The 23583-nt window shown below is 38.0% G+C and carries 23 protein-coding genes; 13 read left to right on the top strand and 10 right to left on the bottom strand.

Annotated features, from left to right (window positions below; all coding sequences use genetic code 11):
- Nucleotides 1-3 precede the first annotated feature (3 nt).
- The 4 genes from J2R98_RS10135 to J2R98_RS10120 form a co-directional block, all read right to left on the bottom strand.
- On the bottom strand, nucleotides 4-1125 hold the full coding sequence (locus J2R98_RS10135; RefSeq protein ID WP_307068635.1) for a S8 family peptidase: 1122 nt from the start codon (nucleotides 1123-1125) through the stop codon (nucleotides 4-6).
- 42 nt (nucleotides 1126-1167) lie between these two features.
- Nucleotides 1168-2295, bottom strand: coding sequence for a S8 family peptidase (locus tag J2R98_RS10130; protein ID WP_307068633.1), 1128 nt, complete (start codon nucleotides 2293-2295; stop codon nucleotides 1168-1170).
- Between the two features lie 644 nt (nucleotides 2296-2939).
- Nucleotides 2940-4067 carry a S8 family peptidase gene (locus tag J2R98_RS10125; protein ID WP_307068630.1) on the bottom strand — a complete coding sequence of 376 codons (1128 nt, stop codon included), beginning with the start codon at nucleotides 4065-4067 and terminating at the stop codon, nucleotides 2940-2942.
- Between the two features lie 266 nt (nucleotides 4068-4333).
- Nucleotides 4334-4783 carry a YaiI/YqxD family protein gene (locus J2R98_RS10120; RefSeq protein ID WP_307068628.1) on the bottom strand — a complete coding sequence of 150 codons (450 nt, stop codon included), beginning with the start codon at nucleotides 4781-4783 and terminating at the stop codon, nucleotides 4334-4336.
- Between the two features lie 117 nt (nucleotides 4784-4900).
- Here J2R98_RS10120 and J2R98_RS10115 point away from each other — a divergent pair, with 117 nt between their 5' ends.
- A complete protein-coding gene (locus J2R98_RS10115; protein ID WP_307068626.1) occupies nucleotides 4901-5347 on the top strand; it encodes a chemotaxis protein CheW in 447 nt (148 codons plus the stop codon).
- Between the two features lie 184 nt (nucleotides 5348-5531).
- Here J2R98_RS10115 and J2R98_RS10110 read toward each other — a convergent pair whose 3' ends face one another.
- A complete protein-coding gene (locus J2R98_RS10110; protein WP_307068760.1) occupies nucleotides 5532-5999 on the bottom strand; it encodes a DUF3231 family protein in 468 nt (155 codons plus the stop codon).
- Nucleotides 6000-6060: 61 nt separating this feature from the next.
- Between J2R98_RS10110 and J2R98_RS10105 the strand changes: the two genes are divergently transcribed.
- Nucleotides 6061-6534, top strand: coding sequence for a DUF3231 family protein (locus J2R98_RS10105; RefSeq protein ID WP_307068624.1), 474 nt, complete (start codon nucleotides 6061-6063; stop codon nucleotides 6532-6534).
- A gap of 34 nt (nucleotides 6535-6568) precedes the next feature.
- Here J2R98_RS10105 and J2R98_RS10100 read toward each other — a convergent pair whose 3' ends face one another.
- Nucleotides 6569-7825 (bottom strand): GNAT family N-acetyltransferase, encoded by a 1257-nt coding sequence (locus J2R98_RS10100; RefSeq protein WP_307068622.1) that lies wholly within the window; start codon nucleotides 7823-7825, stop codon nucleotides 6569-6571.
- Between the two features lie 225 nt (nucleotides 7826-8050).
- Here J2R98_RS10100 and J2R98_RS10095 point away from each other — a divergent pair, with 225 nt between their 5' ends.
- Both J2R98_RS10095 and J2R98_RS10090 read left to right on the top strand, forming a co-directional pair.
- Complete coding sequence (locus J2R98_RS10095) at nucleotides 8051-10249, top strand: S8 family peptidase (RefSeq protein WP_307068620.1); 2199 nt, start codon at nucleotides 8051-8053, stop codon at nucleotides 10247-10249.
- Nucleotides 10250-10387: 138 nt separating this feature from the next.
- Nucleotides 10388-11299, top strand: coding sequence for a TIGR01777 family oxidoreductase (locus J2R98_RS10090; protein ID WP_307068618.1), 912 nt, complete (start codon nucleotides 10388-10390; stop codon nucleotides 11297-11299).
- Nucleotides 11300-11344: 45 nt separating this feature from the next.
- Here the strand turns inward: J2R98_RS10090 and J2R98_RS10085 are convergent, their stop codons facing one another.
- The gene (locus J2R98_RS10085; RefSeq protein ID WP_307068616.1) at nucleotides 11345-13396 is read right to left on the bottom strand and encodes a methyl-accepting chemotaxis protein; all 2052 of its coding nucleotides are present in this window, start codon (nucleotides 13394-13396) and stop codon (nucleotides 11345-11347) included.
- Between the two features lie 167 nt (nucleotides 13397-13563).
- Nucleotides 13564-14715: a conserved virulence factor C family protein gene (locus J2R98_RS10080; protein WP_307068614.1), complete on the bottom strand. Its 1152-nt coding sequence runs from the start codon at nucleotides 14713-14715 to the stop codon at nucleotides 13564-13566.
- A 156-nt stretch (nucleotides 14716-14871) separates the two neighbouring features.
- On the opposite strand from J2R98_RS10080, the gene J2R98_RS10075 reads away from it, so the two are divergent.
- The 3 genes from J2R98_RS10075 (at nucleotide 14872) to J2R98_RS10065 (ending at nucleotide 17597) form a co-directional block, all read left to right on the top strand.
- Nucleotides 14872-15147, top strand: coding sequence for a hypothetical protein (locus tag J2R98_RS10075; protein WP_307068612.1), 276 nt, complete (start codon nucleotides 14872-14874; stop codon nucleotides 15145-15147).
- Nucleotides 15148-15271: 124 nt separating this feature from the next.
- A complete protein-coding gene (locus tag J2R98_RS10070; protein WP_307068610.1) occupies nucleotides 15272-15901 on the top strand; it encodes a YczE/YyaS/YitT family protein in 630 nt (209 codons plus the stop codon).
- A 106-nt stretch (nucleotides 15902-16007) separates the two neighbouring features.
- The gene (locus J2R98_RS10065) at nucleotides 16008-17597 is read left to right on the top strand and encodes a diguanylate cyclase domain-containing protein (RefSeq protein WP_307068609.1); all 1590 of its coding nucleotides are present in this window, start codon (nucleotides 16008-16010) and stop codon (nucleotides 17595-17597) included.
- A 51-nt stretch (nucleotides 17598-17648) separates the two neighbouring features.
- On the opposite strand, the gene J2R98_RS10060 is transcribed toward J2R98_RS10065, so the two are convergent.
- Together J2R98_RS10060 and J2R98_RS10055 are read right to left on the bottom strand one after the other, a co-directional pair.
- A complete protein-coding gene (locus J2R98_RS10060; protein ID WP_307068607.1) occupies nucleotides 17649-17918 on the bottom strand; it encodes a hypothetical protein in 270 nt (89 codons plus the stop codon).
- A 75-nt stretch (nucleotides 17919-17993) separates the two neighbouring features.
- Complete coding sequence (locus J2R98_RS10055; protein ID WP_307068604.1) at nucleotides 17994-19010, bottom strand: DUF2804 domain-containing protein; 1017 nt, start codon at nucleotides 19008-19010, stop codon at nucleotides 17994-17996.
- A 177-nt stretch (nucleotides 19011-19187) separates the two neighbouring features.
- Between J2R98_RS10055 and J2R98_RS10050 the strand changes: the two genes are divergently transcribed.
- From J2R98_RS10050 to J2R98_RS10025, 6 genes are all read left to right on the top strand, one after another.
- Nucleotides 19188-19457: a DUF4190 domain-containing protein gene (locus J2R98_RS10050; RefSeq protein ID WP_307068603.1), complete on the top strand. Its 270-nt coding sequence runs from the start codon at nucleotides 19188-19190 to the stop codon at nucleotides 19455-19457.
- Nucleotides 19458-19512: 55 nt separating this feature from the next.
- Entirely contained in the window at nucleotides 19513-20769 is a 1257-nt protein-coding gene (locus tag J2R98_RS10045) for an MBL fold metallo-hydrolase (protein ID WP_307068601.1), read from the top strand.
- Nucleotides 20769-21041, top strand: a complete 273-nt coding sequence (locus J2R98_RS10040) for a DUF3006 domain-containing protein (RefSeq protein ID WP_307068598.1) — start codon at nucleotides 20769-20771, stop codon at nucleotides 21039-21041. Before J2R98_RS10045 ends, J2R98_RS10040 begins: the two co-directional genes overlap by 1 nt.
- 11 nt (nucleotides 21042-21052) lie before the next feature.
- On the top strand, nucleotides 21053-21808 hold the full coding sequence (locus J2R98_RS10035) for a class I SAM-dependent methyltransferase (protein ID WP_307068596.1): 756 nt from the start codon (nucleotides 21053-21055) through the stop codon (nucleotides 21806-21808).
- A 66-nt stretch (nucleotides 21809-21874) separates the two neighbouring features.
- Nucleotides 21875-22015 (top strand): hypothetical protein, encoded by a 141-nt coding sequence (locus J2R98_RS10030; protein WP_307068593.1) that lies wholly within the window; start codon nucleotides 21875-21877, stop codon nucleotides 22013-22015.
- 137 nt (nucleotides 22016-22152) lie between these two features.
- Nucleotides 22153-23568, top strand: a complete 1416-nt coding sequence (locus J2R98_RS10025) for a DHA2 family efflux MFS transporter permease subunit (protein ID WP_307068591.1) — start codon at nucleotides 22153-22155, stop codon at nucleotides 23566-23568.
- Nucleotides 23569-23583: the final 15 nt, after the last annotated feature.

Below are 23583 nucleotides of genomic sequence, written 5' to 3'. Positions count from 1 at the left end.
ATTTTAATGGACCATCGCGTCGTAAGCTTGAACTAAGCCGTTACCGTAATGATCGCTATTACCTAAAGGTTTAGCTGTCTGATTTAGAACGCTTCTTAATTGGACGTTAGAATAATACGGTTTGTAGTGCCAAACTAATGCAGCAACACCAGCGACATGCGGAGATGCCATTGATGTACCATTTAAAGAAGTATAATTGTTATTCGGGTATGTGCTTAATACATCTACACCTGGTGCTGAGATTTCGACGGCAGGTCCAGTACTTGAGAATGAAGCTCGGTTTTCGTTTTGATCAACAGCTGCAACAGCCATTACGGAATCATATTTCGCTGGGTATCCTACGTTATCACCAGAACCCCAAGCGTTCCCGCTATTACCTGCAGCAGCGATGACTAAGATACCTTGGTTGTAAGCATAATCACTATATGCTTCTAAAATTGAGGAATCTGTTGATCCGCCTAGAGACATGTTGATAATATCCATGTCATTAACGATTGACCATTCAATCCCTTCGGCAATACCTGAATATGAACCACCACCGTTACTGTCTAATACTTTTACTGCAAATAAATGGGCTTCAGGTGCAACACCGATTACGCCATAGCTGTTATTTAGAGCTGCGACTGTACCAGCTACGTGTGTGCCGTGTCCATTTCCATCATAATACGGGTCACTTTCTGGCCAAGTACTAAATACTGAGTGGCCACCATACACATGTAAATCCTCGTGACTAGAATCAATTCCAGTGTCTAAAACAGCAACACGTATGCCTTGACCGTAGTAACCATATGGGTGAACGTCAGAAGCCTGCACTAAGTCTATTCCATAAGGCGTTGTTTGGTAATGAGCTTCTGCTTCAGCATCTTCTTCAACATACTTAATTTGCGGATGATTCTCTACTAGTTTTGCCTGCTTTTCTGTTAACTCTAGATGGTAAACGGGTAAAATTTCTGATTCAAAATGAATGTCTTCCTCATCAATGTCAAACGCTTTTAAGATTCCTTTTTCTGCAGGTCCATCAAACATAATGAGGTAGTCATCTTTATTAGAGGAATCAGCTGAAACAGTCGTTTGTAGCGCAAATAAAATCGCTACAGTCAAAAACGCAACTAAAAACTTCTTCATTGAAACACTCCTACATTAAAAGTTTATAGATGATGTTTAAGTCTAATGAGAGATCGCATCATAAGACTGAACTAAACCATGACCATATTGGTGCGATGGTCCAAGGTTTTGTGCAGTTTGTTGCAGTAATTCGCGCAATTCTACATTGGATAAGTGAGGTTTCGCCTCCCAAACTTGCGCTGCAACACCTGCAACATGAGGGGCTGCCATTGATGTACCATTGTAAGAATCATAGCTATTTCCAGGGATCGTGCTTAACACGTTCACACCTGGTGCAGAGAGTTCTACAGCAGGACCTGTGCTAGAAAATGTTGCGCGGTTGTTGTTCTGGTCAACTGCTGCAACAGCAATAGCTGAATCATACTTAGCTGGATAGCCAACTGAATCGTTGTTTCCGCCACGGTTACCGCTGTTGCCAGCTGCTGCTACGACTAAAATACCATCTTCATAAGCTAAATCTGTATATTCTTCCAAAATTGATGAACTTTGAGAACCGCCTAAGCTCATATTAACGATGTCCATATCATTTTGAATCGACCATTCAAGTCCTTCGGCAATGCCTGAATAAGAACCACTGCCACTATTGTTTAAGACTTTAACGGCATATAAGTCAGCTTTTGGTGCTACTCCTAAAACACCTACATTATTGTCTAATGCTGCGACTGTTCCTGCTACATGTGTACCGTGACCACTACCATCATAATATGGATCGTTGTTGTCACTATCATCGAAAACAGAATGACCACCGACAACATTTAAATCTTCATGAGAAGCATCAATACCAGTATCTAAAATGGCTACTTTAACACCATTACCTGTATAACCGGCATCTTGAGAAGTAGTCCCTTGTACGTGTGGGACACCCCAAGGAATCGTTTGGCTAAACGCTTTTGCATCAGCGTTACTTTCGACATGCTCAACGTGAGGATGATTTTGTAAACCATTTGCTTGCCCGTCAGTTAAGTTAAGATGATAAACTGGAAGTAAATCAAATCTGTGTAAAACATCTTCGTCATCTACACCGAAAGCTTTTAGAATCCCTGATTTAGCAGGTCCGTCGAACATCACCAGGTAATCAGATTTTTCTTCTTTCGTTTCAGCTGCAAACACATGTTGGAAGGGAATGAACAATAATAGAATGGTACTTAAAACAATAAGAAACTTTTTCATGAGATCCTCCTCTAAAATTTGTATGCTCTGCATAAACAAATTTCCTGTTGAAGAGAAATGGAGAAAGTTAAGTAGGATTGAAGGGTTTATATAAATAGAAGATTAACAGAGCTCTTAAGGTAAAACCTAAAACTCTTCTTTTTGCACCTCCTAATTCAAAATCATCTAAATATTAGCACAAATACCTGTGTTGCGTTAATAGTTAAAAAGGATGAAATGTCGAAAATGTAGTTTTTGTTATGTGGATTATAATTAAAACTATTAACCTATAATTTACACTTAAATCTGAAAATTGAAGTCAATTATGGAGTTTTTCACCTTTTAAGAATATTAGGCTTTGAGGCTGGTCAGAGTAAAGGTTGAGTTCGATTTAAGGTCATTGTACAGTGACAAGTCACTAGCATAACTATAGTTCATATGTAACTCACCAAAAAGTTTAAAACAATGCAAAGTAGTTAGATTGTAATGTTTTCATGGATTTATAAGTTTCAGTAGACAGACTAAGAGGTTTGTGGCTTGAAACATAGGTCATTTAGTAGACTTAATGTCAAATGGTGGATATTAGAACGAAGTATATGACTAGTACAATATATGAAAAAAAACCTACCCTTAAAAAAGGGTAGGTGGGGAGGTGTTAAGCAAAATTACTCTTGAATAGCATCTAACGATTGCACAAGGCCGTGACCGTATTGGTGAGATGGCCCTAACTCTAAAGCTGTATCGTTAAGTAGTGAACGTAATTCTTCGTTTGTAAGGTCGGGCTTTGCTTGCCAAACTTGTGCTGCAACACCTGCAACGTGTGGAGCAGCCATGGATGTACCGTTAAAGCTATCGTAATCATCACCTGGTACAGTGCTTAACACATCGACACCAGGAGCTGCAATTTCAACTGCATCACCTGTACTTGAGAACGTAGCGCGATCGTTGTTTTGATCAACAGCAGCTACTGCGATAGCAGATTCATATTTTGCAGGATAACCAACAGAGTCATTATTACCACCGCGGTTACCATCGTTACCTGCAGCTGCAACGACTAAGCTACCTTCATCATAAGCTAGGTCAGTATAATCTTCTAAAATATCAGAGCTTTGAGACCCACCTAGACTCATGTTAATGATGTCCATATCATTCTGGATTGCCCACTCAAGACCTTCTGCAATACCAGCGTATGAACCACTACCATCGTTGTTTAATACTTTTACGGCATAAACGTCTGTCTCCGGAGCTACACCCACAACACCCAAATCATTGTCTAGTGCAGCAACTGTTCCTGCTACGTGTGTGCCATGGCCATTACCGTCGTAAAAAGGGTCATTATTTTCTTCATCATCAAAGACAGAATAACCACCAGCTACATTTAAATCTTCATGAGTGTTGTCAATACCAGTATCTAATACAGCAACACTAACCCCTTCACCTGTATGTCCTTCTTCTTGGGCATCAGTACCTTGAACGTGTGGGATCCCCCAAGGTTCTGTTTGAGATAAAGCCTCAGCTTCTGCATTTTCTTCGACGAACTCAACTTGTGGATGGTTTTCTAAACCGTTTGCTTGGTTTTCAGATAAGTTAATATGATATACAGGGAGTAACTCATAAGCATGTAAGATATCTTCATCTTCAACACCAAACGCCTCTAATAACCCTTGTTCAGCAGGTCCATCAAATTTAACTAAATAATCCTCACTATTTTCTTCACTCTGTGCTGCAAATCCTGTTTGTAAAGGTGCTGTGAGTAGTGCTAACGTTCCGACTGCTGCAACTAATTTCTTCATAAAATCCTCCTTTTAAGTAGATAAAGCTTTATGACAGTCGTGGTGCAGTAGAGTGAAATGGAGCTAACTATTCGAGTATGTTCGACAACACCTCCAAAAATTTGAATTGTTAAAATATTAGCACATATCAGTCTGGTGTGTTAATAGTGAAAAAGAATGATTTATATCAAATATTGTCGGAAATTAAGTGGTTTAAAAATGCTAGTCATTTACCTTTTTATTCCACTTGTTTGGGGCAAATAAAAAAGCCTTCCAATGAAGGAAGGCTAAGAATGTAGCTCGTGTATAGCTGCCTGTAGTTTTTTAGCGTAATGTTTTCGATCCTCGTCTGTAAAAGCTTTCGGTCCTTTTGTACGCTGTCCACTTTTTCTCGCCATAGCATTCACGTAGCGTGATTGTAAAAGTTGATCGATATTTTTCTCAGAGTATAAAAAGCCTTTATGATGGATGACTGTACACCCTTTCGGAAGTGTGAGTGATGCAAGCCCGTAATCCTGCGTGACGATTAAATCTCCTCTTTCAGCTTGTTGCAGAATTTTATAATCGGCAGCTTCTGCTTCAGAATCAACGTAAATTGTTTCAACGCCATCTTGTTGATCAAAAGGTGAGAAGTGGGCGAAGCTTTTAACTAATAAGGCTGGGATATTATATTTTTTTGCTTCACTGATCGTTTCTTCGGTGACAGGACATGCATCAGCATCAATGATGATCTTCATAGGTCAACTCCTAACAAATAATTTGATTTATGTAGGTGAAAAGTTGTGTTTTCTAGTCGAAATAACAAGTATAATGTAATTTAAGGACAACGTTTATAAAAAAAGGGGGATATTAAAATGTCTGACGTGTCAAAGTATATTATCTTTCAAATTAATCATGAACGATTCGCGATTAATATTCAACAAGTAAGATCAATTGAGAAACTGCCAGAACTGACAACAATTCCACAAATGCCTGAAGCAATGAAAGGAATATTTGAACTTAGAGGTGCAATTACACCGGTTATTGATCTAAAAGAAAAGTTAGAAATGGGACAAGCTGAACAAACGGAAGAAACACGACTATTAGTGTTAACAATTGACGAAAAGCAATTAGGGGTCATTGTCGATAAAGCTACAGAAGTAGTTGATCTTAATAGTGAATCAATTGAAGCTCCGCCTGAGATGGTTGCTGGCGTAGAACGAGAATACATTACAGGAGTTGCCAACCAAGAAGGTCAGTTAATCGTCATTTTAGATTTAGATCGTGTTTTAAATTATGAAGAATTTAATGTGAAGTCTTAAGTTGAAGATATTCCATTAAGAACCTATCCAAGTTACCCGAAGATTTGAGCACTTAAAAGGAACAATACAAAATTGAATCAGTATAATGAATCGCCGAATTGTATATAATTCTGGCGATTTTTTTATTGCTTAACGATCTATGTATTAGTAGTAAGATTGGCTACATAATAAAGGTATATGAATCTTACTTGAAGGTGGTTAGAATACATATTTTAACCATTAACTCAATGCATTGATCCACTAACTCCGTTGTATCTTGTGATAGCTTTTTGTAAAATGCTCGTACTTCTGGATTTGTCGAAGTAGATAATGAGGTAACATATAAATTTAGCGCGTCTTGACCGAGTTTATATTTTAATAAAATGACAAAATTATCTGAGTAGTATTTCTGATTGGGCAATAAAATATCTTGCTCTGTGAATGGGACTGGCAGTACACGACCTGTCTCACGCATAAAGTATTGAGCACCTTCAACTTCTGTCTTCGCGATTTGTGAACCTAATTCTAGCATAGATCGTACATCATTAGATTCAGCTTTCTTTAGCACATCAGCTGTTACAACAGAAGCCATTGTATTCGTTGTGAAAGATGCTATTAAATTTGTAATTTCTGAAGCTGTTAAGTCCTGAAGAGGGTTACACCAGCCTGATATTCATATTCCGAAAAATGATGTAGTAGAACGAGCGTAAACGAAAAAGGTTTTAGGCAAGTTTATGGGGGAGAAGCGCGCATTAAGTGCTCCTGAAGTGCTTCAAATTCAAAACAATTTTATGGCTACTGAAGTACTTAAGGAAATTTTACGTTCGTTTAGCAAATCTGAAACTTCAGATATTCGAGAGCACTTTGAACGTGGAAAGGATATGTGTTCTAAACATTTGGAGATGATGCAAGCTAAGTTTGAGAAGGAAGAACTTCCGCAAATGCCAACGTGGGAATCAGAAATCGATACAGAAGGTCTGCCTCATTTCTCCGACCGGCTAATGTTGTTCAAAGTATCTTTAATGATTGCAGCAACTGGAGGTCGATATGGTGTAACCGCAACAGCTACACTTCGTAAGGATATTGGCGCAACTTTTTCTAAGATGATGGGGGAGATGGTCTTGTATGGTGAAGATACGGCAGACCTTCTAATTAAACATAAAATGTTTGATGAACCACCACTGGTTAAGATGAATCAAAGCATTTAAAGTCATAAAAGTCTAACCACTTGGTACCAAGTGGTTAGAAATCCGTCATCGAAATCGGCTTATGACGCGTATAAAAAATTTCATTAATTGTATTCACGTGTGCTTCGTTTGAAACGGTTACCTTATCGTATAGATGAAGCTTCTCAAAATCCACTACACCCAAAACTAAACTAGATAAGTCTGACACATCAATTTTTATTGTTGTATCAGCTTTAGCCCCTTGAATTACAGCAGGCTTTCCGTTTGTGAACCTCACTGTTACATCACCTGCATTTTTAGGATACATTGTGTCTGTGACTTGAAAAGTAATCGTGTAATTCGCGTTGTTAAAGTTATGTTTTGATAATTGATCAAAGAATCGTTTTACATTGATGACACGATACATTAAGCCAAGTCCTGCTCGATTCGTCTGGTGGTATACGAAGTTAATGAGCTCATCAGACCCATCTCTTGCATCAGTGAAAAAGTGATGAATCGTTTCATCTTGTGTTGGGAATGAGATTCGATGTACTTGATCCTTCTGTGAATGGAAAAAGGTCGATAATTGTTGTAACGCATCCTTATCGGTGTAAACGAACTCATGGACGATGATGTTGCTTGATAAGAAATTGTTCGTATCTTGACGTTCTTTGAATGAAAAAATCGCATATCCAGTTAATTTGCCTTTTTTCTTAACGCCGACTACTTTAATGTTAAACTTCTCAAATGCGCGCTTGTATTGGAATAGACTCTTTTTCATTAATCCGTGCTGTTGCTCTGCGAATGCATTATAACAGTCGACTAATGCTTGGTCATCTTCCTTCGTTAAAAAATCGAGATCTGCTTTATGCTTAAAGTTTGGAAAAGCATGTGGTGCAATGGTGTAAACATCTTTTTTAAGACCATAGCCGAACCCCATTTGGTAGTAAAAGTCTGGCCTAAACGCATATAATGCAGCCAAAGCATAACCTCTTTGGTCAAAATAATCTAAGTAAAAATCAACAAGCGTTTTTGCGACGCGTTCTTTCTTGTGTAGCAAATCGACCCCTACAGAACTCAACCCACCAGTTGGTAAGAAACTTCCAAATACATTCATTTCAAAGTCAAACAGTTTCATGGAACCAATTAGCTTATCGTCCTTAAACACACCATAAGGCACAACACCTTCAGCTTGAGCGAGGAATTCTTTTTCTTGTTTAACTAACTTCTCAATTTCTTCTTCGCTACTAGCTGGGTTAGCAGTATAAGCTTGTTCGTGCAAAATAACATTATCTCGGTATTCTTCTTCTCGTATTTGTCTTACTTCGTGCATGTTGATGCCTCCTTAATAGCTTTATTATAGAACTGTTGGGACAATTATCCAAGTAAATTCGAATTGGTAAATAATTCAGTCGTTGTCCTTTGTGTGAAGTGAGAGAAAAACACTTTAGTTATTCAACTACTTATGCGTTCAAAAGTCCTAATTTTTTTATTTTTCTAGCAATTCAGTTCACTTCTTTGTATAATGGTAATTGATAAAAATTTTGGAGGGTTGTGAATGAGGAAGAGAATTAGAAGAAGTGGGCTGGTCTTATTAACCTTTTCAATATTAATGTTGTTAATGATAGCGTCTAATGTGAACCAGTCTAACGCTTTAATACTTGGCCAGACAGAGAAAATTTCGGACAAGTTAACTGAGACTTTACAGTTAGTTGATGATTCACTTTATCATGATGTTATTGTCGTGTTTGATGATTTAGAGAATGTAGAAAAACTTGATCAATTAAATCGTAATTACCATGCTTATGAACACTTGCCATTTGCGAGGGTTTATTTGAATCAAGAAGAAGTTTCTGAAATATCTCAATGGAGTGAAGTGAAATTCATTGAACCTAACCAAGAGTTGTCGCTCTTCAATGCTGAAGGTCGGGACATGACGCAGGTAGATGCTATGCAAGAAGAGTACGGCTATACTGGTGAAGGGGTAGAGATCGCTATTATTGATACTGGATTGGATGGCTTACACCCTGATGTACAGCATAACCAGGTGAGAAACTGGCAAGTAGCAGGTACAATCCTGACAGATGATCATTTATACGTAAGTACAACTCCCGATATTACAAATATAGAAACAAGTGTCTATGACGCAGAAATAGAAGCAGGAGTACCTGTTAATAATGATGAATATGGTCATGGAACCCATGTTTATGGAACGATAGCAGGTAGTGGTGAGGCTTCTGATGGGCACTTACGTGGCATGGCACCAGATGCAGATGTACATAGTTATAGTACATCAACAGGTATGTTGTTAGTCTATACATTGGAAGCTTATGACCACATCATAGGTCTAGTTAAGGATGAAGAAGCTGATATTCGATTGATTTCAAATAGTTGGGGCTCTGAAGGTTGTGAGTTTAACCCTAACAATGCTACGAATGTAGCTGCAAAAGAAGCTTTTGACCTAGGAATATTAAGTGTTTTTGCATATGGAAACTCTGGACCTGATAGTAATACATGTAATCCATATGCAGCATCCCCTTATGTTTTAGGTGTTGGTGCAACTGATAAGTCTTTTGATGTAACTGGCTTTTCATCTAGAGGAAAAGAAGATGGAAATTATGACCGAGAACTAGCATTAAGCAATGCAGAGGCTTATTATAACGCTACTGCTGAAGAGCAAGAAAATTGGGACTTTGATAGTGATCCATTAGGGTTATATCGACCATCTGTAGTGGCTCCAGGTGCTGATATCGTTTCAGCACAAAATCCATTACATGCTATGACATTAAGTGGTACTTATTATGGTTCGGCAAGTGGTACGTCAATGGCAACACCGATGGTAACGGGTGTGTTAGCTTTAGTTATTGAGGCATATGAACAAAATCATGATGAAACATTAAGCCCTGCAGATTTAATTCGCTTAGTAGAAGTGACTGCAGATCAAGAAGTTATGTATGGATATCATGAGTATGAAGCAGGTGCTGGTTTTATTGATGCGTATTTAGCAGTTGCTCATGCTGTTAATAATGAGATTCCAGAAGAAGTGGCATTAGATGATCTAGTGACTTATGAAAAACCTGAAAATGTTGTTGTTGAGAGTGGTTCTTATGAAGGGCAAGTTGCTATAAATTCGTGGGAAACGAATGAAGGGTATGAAACGCATACTTTTGAAGTAGAAGAAGGAGCGCTAACTGCTACGGCTGATATAAGTTGGGACTTGACTCTTGAAAACATTTACATTTCATTATATGGACCTAATGGAGATGTTACAGACGTTGATGCTGCGGATGCACAGTCTGCAGGGTTACTAGATTTAGAGAGTGAGCGTTCAATATCTGTGAATTTCCCTGAACCAGGCACTTGGACAGTTCGTGTTGATGGAAGAACGAATACGCTTACGAGTTACGAAGGTGAATGGCATGTGGAATATCCAGAGAACTTGAATTATGATCCTGAAACAGATTTACAAGTAACACCTAAAGTTGTATCTGGTAATGAAGGTATAGACGTGTATGCTGAAGTGTCCGATCCAGATGGTCTATCTGATCTTGAGTCTGTTGATTTAATAGTCGAATCTGCAAATGGTAAAACACTGCACCATTTTAAGAAAAAGGATTTCAGTGAGAAGGGTAGCACCTTAGAGTTAGAGAAATCGGATTTGAAACTATCTGCTAAAGCACCTTGGATTGTTAAGTTAATTGCTGAAGATTCAGCAGGTAATGTGGCTTATGAGCAAGCTCTAGTCGGAAGAGAATAGTAAGAACGAAAATCGCCGGAATATTTTCTGGCGATTTTTTTGATGATCTAAGTTAACTATTATATTAAGAGTGTGGAGAATAGAAAGAAGAAAAAAGTGTTAATATATGTTAAATTAAGTGAGGGAGGGGTGTTTTAGATGCGAAAACGTGTTGTTCTAGCAGGTGGTTCTGGGTTTTTAGGAACATCATTAGCCCATTATTTAGTTGAAGAGGGTTATGATGTCGTTATTCTAACGAGAAGTGGTTCTAAAGTTGATGAGAGTGGTGTTCGCTATGTCCAGTGGGATGGTGCAACTTTAGGTGATTGGGTCACTGAAGTGGATGGTAGTTTGGCGATTGTCAATTTTACAGGAAAAAGTGTTAATTGTATTTATACTAAGGCCAACAAAGAAGAAATTATCTCATCAAGGTTGAATTCTGTTCATGTTATGAGTGATGCGATCAACCAGGCTGAGAATCCACCATCAGCTCTAATACAAGCAGGTTCTTTAGCTATTTATGGTGATACTCGAGAAAAGTGTGATGAAAATGCGCCTCATGGTGATGGTTTTTCTGTAGAAGTTTGTGAGAAATGGGAAGGGGCATTTTTTAATCAAACGTTTGATGAAACTCGGCAAGTCTTGTTTAGGATAGGCTTCGTGCTTGGTCAAAATGGCGGTGCATTAGAGCCATTAGAAAAGCTTACTCGTTTAGGGCTAGGAGGCACTGTTGGATCAGGTAAACAGTACATAAGTTGGCTACATATTAATGATTTAAACAAAATGTTTCATGAGGCTATTGAAGATGAACGTTATAATGGTGTGTACAATGCGACTGGACCAAACCCTGTAACTAATAAAACATTTATGCGTGAGTTAAGACAGGCGATGGGAAAAGGTTGGGCTCCGCCAGCTCCTACACCTTTTGTTTGGCTTGGGGCTTATACGGTGATGCGTACTGAACCAAGCCTTGCTTTGACGGGCAGGAAATGTGTCCCTAGAAGATTAGAAGAGGATGGTTTTCAGTTTCAATACACAGAGTTAAAAGAAACATTGAAAGAGTTAGTATAACGCAGAAAAATGTCCACTCACTTTTGTGAATGGACATTATTTTTATTATTTATTATTCAATTTAAACTCATTGATCAACTCATTTAGATGTTCACTAGAAGAGTTAAGCTCTTCAGCGGAGTTAGCTAATGATTGCAAAGCGTTCGTCTGTTCATCAATTGTTGCGCTAATCTCTTCATTGGAAGCGGCTGTTTCTTGAATATTCGAAGAAATCGACTCTACGGATGATACGACATGGTCTTTGTATTGGCTCATGTCTTGGATGGCTTGAACATTTTGCTCAACACTTTTCGTAATGTTTTGCACTGAACTACCGATATCGTTAAAGACTTGTACAGTCGTTTCGACGATTTCGTTTTGTGAATCAGTTGTTGTTTTAGCCTCATTCATTTGGTTAATTGCCTGGTTTGATTGACCTTTTACATCCTCTATAATTTTACGAATCTCTTCAGTTGATTGAGATGACTGTTCAGCTAGTTTCCGAACTTCATCAGCAACAACGGCGAACCCTTTACCATCTTCACCAGCACGTGCTGCTTCGATTGAAGCATTTAGTGCAAGTAAGTTTGTTTGTTCTGAGATGTCGTTGATCGTATGGATAAAGTCGCTAATCTTTTGAATTTGATCATTAAGTTCTTTTACGACACCTTCTGCTTGTTCGAATTGTTGTTTTGACTCTGTAGAGTACTCAGATAGTTGATTCATCTGGCTGAGTCCTTTTTGGTTAACAGTATTGGCTTCATAAGCTAAGTGATTCATTGTTTCACTACTGTTAGAGATCGACTCAATTTGATCACTTAATTGATTAATTTGATCCGTCATTGTATCTAAGCTTTCTGAAGACTGTTGTGCACCGTTTGCTATTTCATCCATCGTTCCTTGTATTTCTTCATTAGAAGCCGTCGTTTCTTCAGATACGGCACTGAAGTTCTCAGCAGACGAGCGAATGACTTCAGCAGATTCGTTTGTACGTTGGATCAAATTCTTCATATTATAAACCATCTTGTTGAAATGGTCGTATAAAAAGCCGATCTCATCCTTCGAACTGTGTTCTGCTTGCACGGTTAAATTACCATTGGCTACTTCATCCATTTTCTCTCGTAAAGTTGTAATAGGTTTTGCAATTCGGTTAGCAAAAATATAAATACCTAAACCTAGTAGGGAAATAACGATTACACCAATAATTATTTGCTGGAATAATAGGTCATTTAATGATGCGTATACTTCACTTTCAGGTACAGCAATGCCAATCGTCCAACCTGTGCTTGGGATTGTTGTGTAATAAATACGATTAGATCCGTTGCTCAGTTCGGCTGTGAATTGGCCTTCATCATCACCTAATAGTTGATCACTATAGTTGGCAAAAGCATCAACTTCTTCTATTGAAGTGTTCATGACGACCGAATCGTCAACGTGTGCGATCATTTGGCCTGTGTTATCAAAACTAAAAGCCCAGCCTGTATCATAGACTTGTATATCTGATATGATATTTTGGATTTGTGTTAAATCAATATCAGCTGTTACAACACCATTGAAATTGCCGAAACGATCTTCAAAAGGCACAGTAGTCGTAACCATTGTGATGTCTGAGGCTTCATCATAATATGGATCTCCCCATACAGCACTTTCAGCCCCCTCTGCTTGTTCATACCACTCCCAGCTAGGGTAGTCATAGTCTGGGTCTTCATATACGTCTGTGTATACGGCTGAATCACCTTCTTTATAAACGTAAGGCCCCACATATTCAGTGTCTTCGTCATAAGCGTAAGGTTCAAACCAAATTCCAGAACCAAATGTGTCAGAATTCGTCATAATGTTGCGTTCTAACAGTTCTATGTATGCACCTTCGTCAACCGTGTTGCCAGTAGCTGAAACTGTACCAGCAATTGACTCAGCTAATTGTTCGTGACTTGCAAAACGTTCTTCAATCTGGCTAACAGAGCTGTCTTGTAAGTTCGTAATGCGGTGTTCAATTTCTTCATCCAGTTGGCTTTTTGAAATGTTGTATGAAAAAAGCATAAATAATGCTAGACCAACAAACGTCATGGGGATAAAGATTAGTAATAATTTTCGTTTTAAGCTCGAAGTACCGTTCATAGCTAACCTCCAGTTAAATTTATTTAAAATAAATTTAACACTTTGGGAATGACGTGTCAAAAAAGCAAGAATTTTGTCGTAAAACGAAATGCTCATTTTTGGAGGAGAAGTTATTGAATGATTTTTGATATGCAAAACCACTCGCCAACGTGACGAGTGGTCTAGGGTTATTGATTCTTTTTCATCTTGGTCATTTCAGTCATCTGTTTCCAAATAGACCCTTGTGCTTTTTCGCCTTCTTGAATACGTGAGAGTGCCATCTTAGCTTGCATACGAACTTCGAATTCTGGATCGTTTAAAGCTTTTTCTAACGCTGGTATGGCTGTGTCATCACCATACTCATACAAAAACATCGCTGCTCGCCAACGAATAATTCGGCTTCGATCTTCTAAGCCTTCAATCATTTTTGGAATAGCTTCAGTGAAGCCTAAGTCTGAGAGGCAATCACCGGCTGTACGTCTAACAGTTACTGTTTTATCTTCTAAAGCTTTAAATAAATAAGGTAGTGTTTGACGGTCTTCTACCATACCTAAATATGCAGTTGCTAAACGGCGAATGGACATTTTAGGATCACCTAATGCTTGGCCTAACAGTGGTAAATCATCAACTGTAGGGTCAGGCATACGATCTAGTGCAGCGTAACGCGCTTTCCAGTCATCTTGTTGTAGTTTGTCTTCAGTTAATGGCTCTAACATTTTTGCTTGTTTTTCATCAACTTGTTGATCTGACGTTGCAAGTTTAACTAACGTTTTTAACCGCTTTTCATCATAAGTTGCTTCAATTTCATCGACGATATCTTGTCCAATATCACTCGGATCTCCATAACGCGGGTCCTGTTCAACCCATTTACGTTCCATTAACATGTTAGTCGCTTCTTTTGATGCTTCCATTGCTGCATCGGTAAACCGTTGTGATAGACCGAATCGTTTTTCTTCTTCGTTTTCTTCAAGTTTTACTTGCATCGGTATGCCTCTAAACATTTGGATGAAGACTTTCACTTCTCCATAAGCATCTTCTTCAGTCTGAGAATGTTGGTCTGTTGATTCTGAAGGCGTATCAGCAGCACCTAATACTCCTTTGACTTTAGGTAAAATGGATTCCCATTCAACTTTAGGGTCGCGCTCTAGTGCAATAAAATCAATCACTCTATATAGTTCTTTCACACCTTCAACGTTAAACAACTGATGGACGTATTGAGGAGCGGATGATAAATCATCGTCTCGTTTATAAGTTTCTGTTTGCATATCGGGTAATGTCTCATCAACATTGATCTTCATAGAATAAGGGCTTGGAGTTGGTTCAATTGAAATGATCTTCATAAATTTCCCCCTCGTAAAAATAGTTATACCTATTTTATCATAATCAACATTTTACTGACGAAACTCCCACAAACGTCATCATACAAACGAAATAATTAAACATATAATAGTAATAGAACGGGTAAAGTATTTAAAAAGTAGGTGGAGGAGTATACGATGAACCAACCCTATCCATTCAATTCAATCAAGAATATAGTCATAGTTGTGTTGTTGACGATATACCTTTTCTTCATGTTTTTCTTCTCAACACATTGGTTTTGGGTTCTTATATTTATTGGTGGTTTTGCTTATGCGATCTACGAGTTAAGAATGTGGATTAAAGAGCCTAAAGAAGAAAGGGATTTATATTTGATATATGGTTTACTTATATTTAGTTTAGCTTTATTTGGGTATGCTTTTTTCAACTTGATTTTATCTAGTATTTTAGGGTAGTGGAGTTAAATTAAACCAATATATCAACAAATTTATGCCAGTTGCACATTATTATTGTGTGACTGATTTTTTTGTGGTATGCTAGCCTAGTTATTTATCATACTAAAGGAAAAAGGTGTTTTTAATGAAAGGCTTAATATATTCGATTATGTTTTACGTACTAGGCATGTTAACACTTTCATTCGGTGTTACAATGCTAATTCTGTCTGACTTAGGAGTTGGTGCATGGGATGCATTATTTGTCGGATTATCTAACTTAATTGGCTTCACAGTTGGTACGTGGATTTTTACTGTTGGTATTTTGTTAATTATTTTAAATAAATTTTTGTTAAGAAGTAAGTTTGATTATTCAGCCATTCTTACAATCTTTTTAATCGGTGTATTTATTGATTTTTGGCTTTTAGTCATATTTGATGGTGTCGTGATTACTGATATGGCAGTGCGTGTTGGTCTTTTAGGTTTAGGAGTGCTAGGTATGGGTGCAGGTATTGGCATGTATTTACAACTTGACTTTGCGCGTAACCCAATCGATAACTTAATGATGGCTGTGCATTATCGTACAGGATTAAGTATTGCTATGTCCAAGTCAGGTTTAGAGATTGTTGTATTAATAATTGCTTTTGTGATCGGTGGTCCAATTGGCATTGGAACAATCATTGTTGCATTCGGGATTGGTCCATTAGTTCAATTGTTCTTTAAACAATTTGCTAAAATTAAATCAATCCTAGCAGGAGAAGCTGAGCCTAATGCCTAGGTTGTTATAGTTCTTTAGGATTAAGACGTTTAAGCTAGTTATTTAAGGGTAATTAAATAACTAGTTTTTCTATGTTAACTTATGATTTGAGGTTTTGGGGGTAAACATGAGTCAAAGACAAATAACACAGTATAAAATAAGCGCCAAATTTCTAATTATACTTGCACTTTTACTAATTGGTCAGTTTGCTGATCGTCTTGTTGGCTTAGCAGTCGGTGAAGTTCGATGGAGTGGAAGTGAATGGCCAGTTTTATTTGATTTAATGTATGTCTTATTTATAGTAGCGCCGGTCGTATTTGTTTTCTTAAAACAGATTCAGAGACATTTAAAAGAATTAGAGAAAAAAGAAGCGTTCATGGACAATATTTTTGAAAATATGTATGAAGGTGTTTCTGTTGTTGATGGACAAGGGAATCTAACGAAGAAGAATAATATCATTAATGACTATATTGATTTAGATTATAATCACTACATTCCATTTGAAGAATGGACATCTTATGTGACATATTTGGATCCACAATCTGAAGTGAGTATTGAACCTAAACAACTACCACTTATGCGTGCTTTAAGAGGCGAGAAAGTGCAGGATCAACAATTATATGTTATGTCTAAAAATGGTGTAACAAAGTATCTTTCGGTTAATGCTAAATGCTTAAGAGATGATAAAGAGAATATTATAGGCGCAGTTTCAGTTGCGCGAGATATTACAAAGCAAAAACAAATTGAGCAAGTGTTATCTGAAACAAATCGTAAGTATGAAATGATAGCGAATAACATGAATGATTTAATTGCGATGGTTGATAAGACAGGTGTCATAACCTATGCTTCACCTTCTCATAAAACCGTTTTGGGTTACGAACAAAGCGAGTATGAAGAGGAAGAGGCGCTAAGTTTTGTGCACCCAGATGATCGAGAAGTTATGCAACAACTATATGATGAGCTTCTTTCCACCGGTAAAACGAAAGAAGCTGAATATCGTGTTAAGCATAAAGATCAAGGGTGGGTTTGGATTGAAGTGCTAGGGTCCCCGATCGCTCAAAGTGATCATCAACAGTCGACCATCGTCCCAGATGAGATTTTGCTGATATCGAGAGAGATAACGGAGAGAAAGAAATTAGAAGAGCAGTTAAAGCAGATGGCTTATTACGATGAATTAACTGATTTGCCTAACCGTAAGATGTTAGATATGCATTTAAAAAAAGCGATGGCACGTACGAATCGTACAGGAGAGTCTCTAGCTTCAATGTTCATTGATTTAGATGGTTTTAAAGAAGTTAATGACAAATTAGGTCATGATTCAGGTGATGAATTACTTAAAGTAGTCGCAGCACGGTTTGTTAGTTGCTTGAGAGAAGAAGACTTCGTATCTCGATATGGCGGTGATGAGTTTGTCGTTATATTAGAGAACATCGCGGGTGAAGGTGCTAAAGAAGTGGCTGAGCGGATCATTGAACAACTTTCAAAGCCTATTTCAATAAAAGATGAAGAAGTAGTTGTATCACCAAGTATTGGTATTAGCCATTACCCCGATGATAGTGAAGAAATAGAGGAGCTTTTAAGTAAAGCTGACCAAGCGATGTATTATGCGAAGAGTATAGGTAAGAACACCTATCAGTTCTATCATGACGACTTACCAGAAGTACAGTCGATTACCAATAATCCAATTGTGAAAGTCATCAATCAGTTTAGAAAATAAAAATACCCCCGTTTGCTAACCCGTGATTAGTAAGCGGGGGGATATTTTACGTTAAAATCGATCAACTAAAGTGGAAAATATATAGCCAGCACCAAGGCCAATGGCTGAATAAATCGCCATTACTTGACCAACGGGGAAAAATACATCACGGTTTAAGTCTACTAGTGCAAAAAAGAGCATAATGACACTCATTGCTAGAAGTGGTCCGAAGACGAAAATATAAATTTCAATACGAGTAAAACTACGAACCTGGACAACTCGCAAAATGAGAGCTAACAGCGCTGTTACAAGAAGCAGTATGAAATAATGTTGAAAGCCCAAACAATCAGCCCCTAAACATCTAGCGTAAGTGACACTATTAAATCATACGCTACTACAGGCTAATTTATTATTAAATTACCATTTCGCTTCATGGTCTTCAGCCCAACCTAGAAGATTTGTAATTTCTATCTCATCTCCTTCGTGTAGCTGAATCGTTCCCGAGTAGTAGCCGATTAATTGGTTGACGCTTGATTTAACCACCCCTGTATTCGTTCGTGCCTCTCGCTCAAACAACGGTTCAAATAATAGCTTCACCCGTCTTGATTTAGGTGTTTGAATAATCCATGGTTTCATATAATTATGGTGGTCATAAATCCAGTCGAGTTGTTCATCCACTTTATGAAGACGCCCATCAATAATTAATCCGTTTTCAGTTTGACCTGTCCCATCTGTCCATTGTCCACCGAGATTGAACCCAACTCGTGTATCGTCGATAAAACCTGATGCAGCCCCCCAGTTCCATTTTGAATGATATGGCCATTTTCCTCGTCCGAAATCGAGTGTGGCAAATGCGTAAGTTGGTTGAAAAGAATAAGTACCAGCTGACCATTTGACTTCACCTCGAACAGGTAAGGCGACTTGCTTTGAAGTGTATTGGAATCGCTTTTCACTCCATGGGATGACGACATTCAATGAGTCGAAGTCACATGCGCGGTCAACGACTAAATGAGCTTGCAAAGGCTTATCGTCGTGGAATTCTTCCCATATAACATCAACTTTTGCCATGTCTTCGGTTTCAACAAATTCAACGGTAATTCCATCTTTTTCGAAATAGGCTGAGTCCCAAACGTTATCAGACATAATGGTTCCTTTCCCGAAAGGCATGACGACTGTTTGTTCTTTAAAGTTTAGCGTCTCTAAGTCTAGAACATAAGCAAAAATCACTGCTGCATAGTCTAAATGAGAGATCGTAACCGAGAATAAAGCTTCATCACTCGTAAAACACCAGTAATTCCATTTCTTCTTGCGTAGAAAACTTCCAGATAAATTACAAGAAGTGAGCGGGGTTCGAGACCACCCGATTGCTTCATCGTTTAATGTTCCGTTACGGTCACATAATTGAACAGGGGTTAAGATTTCTTCGCTGACCATGAACATTCCTCCATAAATCTGTTTATGTATTTATACGATTTTTGGGTTGCGAATTCCTCTAAGTATAGTCATTTTATGTTACGATTGTGGAAAATAGTGGTTTATGGGATGACCTACTATGACGATGAAGAAGTATGGTTTTATAGAAATAAGCGAGATTAACTAGGAGGGGTTATGTTGTCACAGCAGAATCAGGAAAACCAAGAGATAAGTGGTCTAGCTATAGCATCTTTAATTTTAGGAATATTAGCAGTCATTGGCTTACTAACTTACTCAATCATGACGATTTTATTAAGTATTATTGGGACATTAATGGGAATTGTAGCTGTTGGCTTAATTCGTAAAAACGGTAAATCAGGATTAGGTTTAGCAAGAGCTGGCTTAATCTGTAGTTTAGTATCTTTAGTGGTTACTGTTAGTTTTTTAACTTACGTATTGATTACATAAGATTTTAATACTTTCCTCTCATTGCGGAGAAACCTTGATATTGGTGTAATAGAGGGTGGAAAAAATAAGAGAGGAAGATGGCATGAGGGTAGTTGTTGGAGCAACTTTAATATCGGCTCTACTAGTTTTAACAGCATGTGATGAACCAGCTGAGCAAACCGAACCGTCTAAGGAAGAAACAGTCGATGAGGCGGAAAAGGTTGAACAGGACGAGGGTAAAGAAGCAACTGAGGAAGAGAATTTTAGCAAAGAAGAGACGGAACAATCCACCAACCAAGAGAAAGAAGTACAAGGTGAGCTTGAAGTGTTTTATTTTGATGTTGGTCAAGCGGATTCAACCTTGTTACGACATGATCATGAAGGTGAGACATACAAAGTTTTAATTGATACAGGGGATTGGCAAAGTAGTGATGTCACTCATTACTTAAATGAATTAAATGTTGAAGCGATTGATTTAGTTGTTGGTACTCATATTCATGCTGATCATATTGGTCAAATGGATCAAGTGATAGAAAATTTCAATGTAGATGAACTGTGGATGACAGGTAATGAAGGTTCGTCTGAAACATATGAACGAGCCATTACTGCGATTGAAACGAGTGATGTCAATTATCATGAGCCGCGTGCTGGTGAAGAATATGAAATTGGTTCGCTAGAGATGGAGGTTGTACATCCAAATGCTCTAACGGGTGATTATAATGAAGATTCCATTTCTACTCATATGTCATATGGTGATGTGTCTTTTTTATTTACAGGTGATGCAGAGGAACATGGAGAAGCGACAATGCTTGAAGGCGGCTATGAGTTAAGTGCTGACGTTTTAAAACTTGGACACCACGGGTCAAGCTCATCAACGAATCCAAACTTTTTAGAAGTTGTGGACCCACAAGTGGCCATCTATTCTGCTGGAGCTAACAATAGTTATGGCCACCCACACGAAGAGGTCGTGCAAAGAGTGTTAAACCAAAATATAGATTTATATGGAACTGATGTCAACGGTACAGTGACGGTTACGACAGATGGTGAATCGATTAACGTTACGACTCAACATTCAGGGGAAGTTGAAGCTCAAGACCAAGAAGGTGAACAACAAGAAGACCCACCTCCTAGTTCTTCTGAATGTATTAACCTTAATACAGCTTCGAATGAAGAGCTTCAATCGATTGTTCATATAGGTCCTGACAGAGCAGCTGAAATTATCGATTTACGTCCATTTGATGCAGTATCGGAGCTAACTCAAGTTTATGGAATTGGCGATGGCCGCTTAGGTGATATTAAGTCAGAAGATGAAGCGTGTGTAGGAGGGTCTTAATGAAACAAGTTCAAGGCGTTTTAGACGAAATTGTTGATGGCCAAACCGCTGTTATTTTAGTTGAAACGACTAAGCAGACATTTCACTTACCGGTATCACAGTTGCCAGAAGAGAGCCAAGAAGGTATATGGTATGATATAAGAGTTGAAAGTGACCAAATCGTAGAACTAACTATTAATGAAGAAAAAACTAAGCAACAAAAAGATGGTATTCGTAATCGGCTAAATAGACTAAGAAAAAACAGTGAAGGTAGCAAGTTTAAAAAGAAATAGGAGTTGGAGCAATGTACGGATTTTATAATAAGTTGTCGACTGAAGTTTATGATCTTGATAAACCGATTGGCCATTCGTTTGGGGATATTGAGTATTACTCAGACCGATTAAAAGGTGTTGAAGGAAGAGTTCTAGAGCCTGCCGTTGGGACAGGAAGAGTGATGATTCCTTTAATAGAAGCTGGTTATCAAGTTGATGGGATGGATCTTTCAGCAGAGATGCTAGAGTTATGTAAAGACCATTGTGAAGCACGCGGAATTCCAACAAGGTTATTTCAAGGTAGCATGGACACGATGTCGATTGATGAGCAGTACGAAGCTATTATTTTACCGGCAGGATCTTTCTTATTAATTGAAAACCGTGAACAAGCTCTGCAAGCTTTGGAGAATTTCTACAAACACCTAAAACCAGGTGGGAAGTTAATCATTGATACCTTTTTAACGACCGATTTCGAGCAAGGTCGTGTTCAAACAAGCGAATGGACGACATTAGACGGCGATCTCATTACTTTGGAGAGGAAATTAGTCGAAGTTGACTTTCTAAATCAGCTCACCGTATCTCACCATAAATACGAAAAGTGGCATCGTCAACAGTTTGTTGAAGCGGAACTAGAACGCTTTCCATTAAAATGGTATGGTGTTGAAGAATTTAAACTAATGTTAAAAGAAGTTGGGTTTGAAGATGTTGTTATAAGTGCTGATTATCAATATGGTGTTGAGCCAACGAACTCTGAGCAAACAATGACGTATGAAGCACATAAGAGATAAACTTTTTCTTGGCCAGCCGTATTGTTTATAATGTAATCAATATGGTTTTTGTTGGAGGCGACGTCTATGAAGATGAAAGGTAAAACGATGGTTTGGATTTTAATCGGCATTGTAGTCGTGATGGCGTTTGTCATTTACTTCTTGTTTACTTTTATTCAAAATAGGGGCTTAGTTGATGAGTCAATGGCTTTGGTCAATATGATGTGATTAAGAAAACCACTAGATTTAATCTAGTGGTTTTGATTTATAATAAGCTACTTATAATAGATTCGATTCCTTCGCAAATCGAAGTTTTTCTGTTAATATTAAATACTAGTAGATTTACATATGAAAGAAGGAATAAGATGTCGATTGAAGACCAACAACAAAAGGAGAACATCAAACGCGTTCCACTGATGATTGTCCTCATATCAGGGGCTTTTGTTGCTATTTTAAATCAAACTTTATTAGGTACAGCTTTACCACATATAATGACAGACTTACAAATTGATGAAGCTACTGCACAGTGGCTTCAATCCATTTTTATGCTTGTTAATGGTGTCATGATACCAGTTACTGCTTTTCTAATAGGGCGGTTTACGACAAGAGCTTTATTTTTAACTGCGATTGGCTCATTTACTGTCGGTACTCTCGTCTGCGCAATTGCACCTAACTTTGAAGTGCTTTTAGCTGGAAGAGTACTTCAAGCAGCAGGGGCAGGTATTATATTACCTTTAATGCAAACCATTATCTTTCTAATCTTCCCGATTGAAAAACGTGGTTCGATTATGGGTATTTTCGGTTTAGTTATTTCATTTGCTCCAGCAATTGGGCCAACGTTATCAGGTTGGTTAGTTGAGCAATTTGTATGGAGAAGTTTGTTCTGGGTTGTTTTACCGATTGCAATTATTGATATTATTGTCGCTTACTTTATTCTTAAAAATGTAACGAAGCGTGATTTTCCGAAGATTGATGTCTTATCCATTATATTATCAACACTCGGCTTTGGTGGTTTGTTATATGGATTTAGTGTTGCAGGAAATGTTGGTTGGACACATCCAGAAGTTTATGTGTCGATGGCAGTGGGTGTTGTAACATTATTGATCTTTATTAGTCGCCAGTTGAAACTCGAACAACCAATTTTAGAGTTTCGTATTTTTAAATATAAAATCTTCACGATCTCTACAGCTATTGGGATGACAGCATTTTTCTCAATGATCGGTGGAGCAATTGTTCTTCCAATTATGATGCAAAATACGTTAGGGTTTACGGCGTTAGAAGCGGGGCTCATGCTATTGCCGGGTGCAATATTGATGGGGATTATGAACCCTATAACAGGGCGAATGTTCGATAAGTATGGACCGAAGTGGTTACTTTATGTTGGGCTAACACTAACGACCGTTACAACATTTATGTTCTCAGCTTTGACACCTACAACGTCATTTACTTATTTAGCGACTGTGAACGCTTTTAGAATGCTCGGAATCGCGATGGTGTTAATGCCTGTTACGACAGCTGGTTTAAATGTCTTACCAGAAAAGTTAATATCACACGGTTCGGCAATGAATAATACGTTAAGGCAAATGTCAGGTGCAATCAGTACAGCGCTAATGGTGACTGTGATGGTGACTTTAGCGGTTCCTGGTGGAGGTGTGCAAGGAGAATTACAAGGTGTAAATGCTTCGTTCTTCTTAGCTGGAATCTTTTCATTGTTAGGTTTAGTCTTAGCTTACTTTATGACGAGGATTAGTAAAAAGGAAAATCAAGAGTTAGTGAAATAAAAAAGGTTGGCGTCA

The sequence above is a fragment of the Alkalibacillus filiformis genome (assembly GCF_030814115.1).
Lineage (GTDB): Bacteria > Bacillota > Bacilli > Bacillales > Alkalibacillaceae > Alkalibacillus > Alkalibacillus filiformis.
The sequence above is the reverse complement of the archived record's forward strand: the minus strand, read 5'-3'. Positions and strand labels throughout refer to the sequence as shown.

Coding starts and splice junctions, on each gene's coding strand:
- J2R98_RS10135 (WP_307068635.1), bottom strand. CDS start 1,125: ATGAAGAAGTTTTTAGTTGCGTTTTTGACTGTAGCGATTTTATTTGCG.
- J2R98_RS10130 (WP_307068633.1), bottom strand. CDS start 2,295: ATGAAAAAGTTTCTTATTGTTTTAAGTACCATTCTATTATTGTTCATT.
- J2R98_RS10125 (WP_307068630.1), bottom strand. CDS start 4,067: ATGAAGAAATTAGTTGCAGCAGTCGGAACGTTAGCACTACTCACAGCA.
- J2R98_RS10120 (WP_307068628.1), bottom strand. CDS start 4,783: ATGAAGATCATCATTGATGCTGATGCATGTCCTGTCACCGAAGAAACG.
- J2R98_RS10115 (WP_307068626.1), top strand. CDS start 4,901: ATGTCTGACGTGTCAAAGTATATTATCTTTCAAATTAATCATGAACGA.
- J2R98_RS10105 (WP_307068624.1), top strand. CDS start 6,061: ATGGGGGAGAAGCGCGCATTAAGTGCTCCTGAAGTGCTTCAAATTCAA.
- J2R98_RS10100 (WP_307068622.1), bottom strand. CDS start 7,825: ATGCACGAAGTAAGACAAATACGAGAAGAAGAATACCGAGATAATGTT.
- J2R98_RS10095 (WP_307068620.1), top strand. CDS start 8,051: ATGAGGAAGAGAATTAGAAGAAGTGGGCTGGTCTTATTAACCTTTTCA.
- J2R98_RS10090 (WP_307068618.1), top strand. CDS start 10,388: ATGCGAAAACGTGTTGTTCTAGCAGGTGGTTCTGGGTTTTTAGGAACA.
- J2R98_RS10085 (WP_307068616.1), bottom strand. CDS start 13,396: ATGAACGGTACTTCGAGCTTAAAACGAAAATTATTACTAATCTTTATC.
- J2R98_RS10080 (WP_307068614.1), bottom strand. CDS start 14,715: ATGAAGATCATTTCAATTGAACCAACTCCAAGCCCTTATTCTATGAAG.
- J2R98_RS10075 (WP_307068612.1), top strand. CDS start 14,872: ATGAACCAACCCTATCCATTCAATTCAATCAAGAATATAGTCATAGTT.
- J2R98_RS10070 (WP_307068610.1), top strand. CDS start 15,272: ATGAAAGGCTTAATATATTCGATTATGTTTTACGTACTAGGCATGTTA.
- J2R98_RS10065 (WP_307068609.1), top strand. CDS start 16,008: ATGAGTCAAAGACAAATAACACAGTATAAAATAAGCGCCAAATTTCTA.
- J2R98_RS10055 (WP_307068604.1), bottom strand. CDS start 19,010: ATGGTCAGCGAAGAAATCTTAACCCCTGTTCAATTATGTGACCGTAAC.
- J2R98_RS10040 (WP_307068598.1), top strand. CDS start 20,769: ATGAAACAAGTTCAAGGCGTTTTAGACGAAATTGTTGATGGCCAAACC.
- J2R98_RS10035 (WP_307068596.1), top strand. CDS start 21,053: ATGTACGGATTTTATAATAAGTTGTCGACTGAAGTTTATGATCTTGAT.
- J2R98_RS10030 (WP_307068593.1), top strand. CDS start 21,875: ATGAAGATGAAAGGTAAAACGATGGTTTGGATTTTAATCGGCATTGTA.
- J2R98_RS10025 (WP_307068591.1), top strand. CDS start 22,153: ATGTCGATTGAAGACCAACAACAAAAGGAGAACATCAAACGCGTTCCA.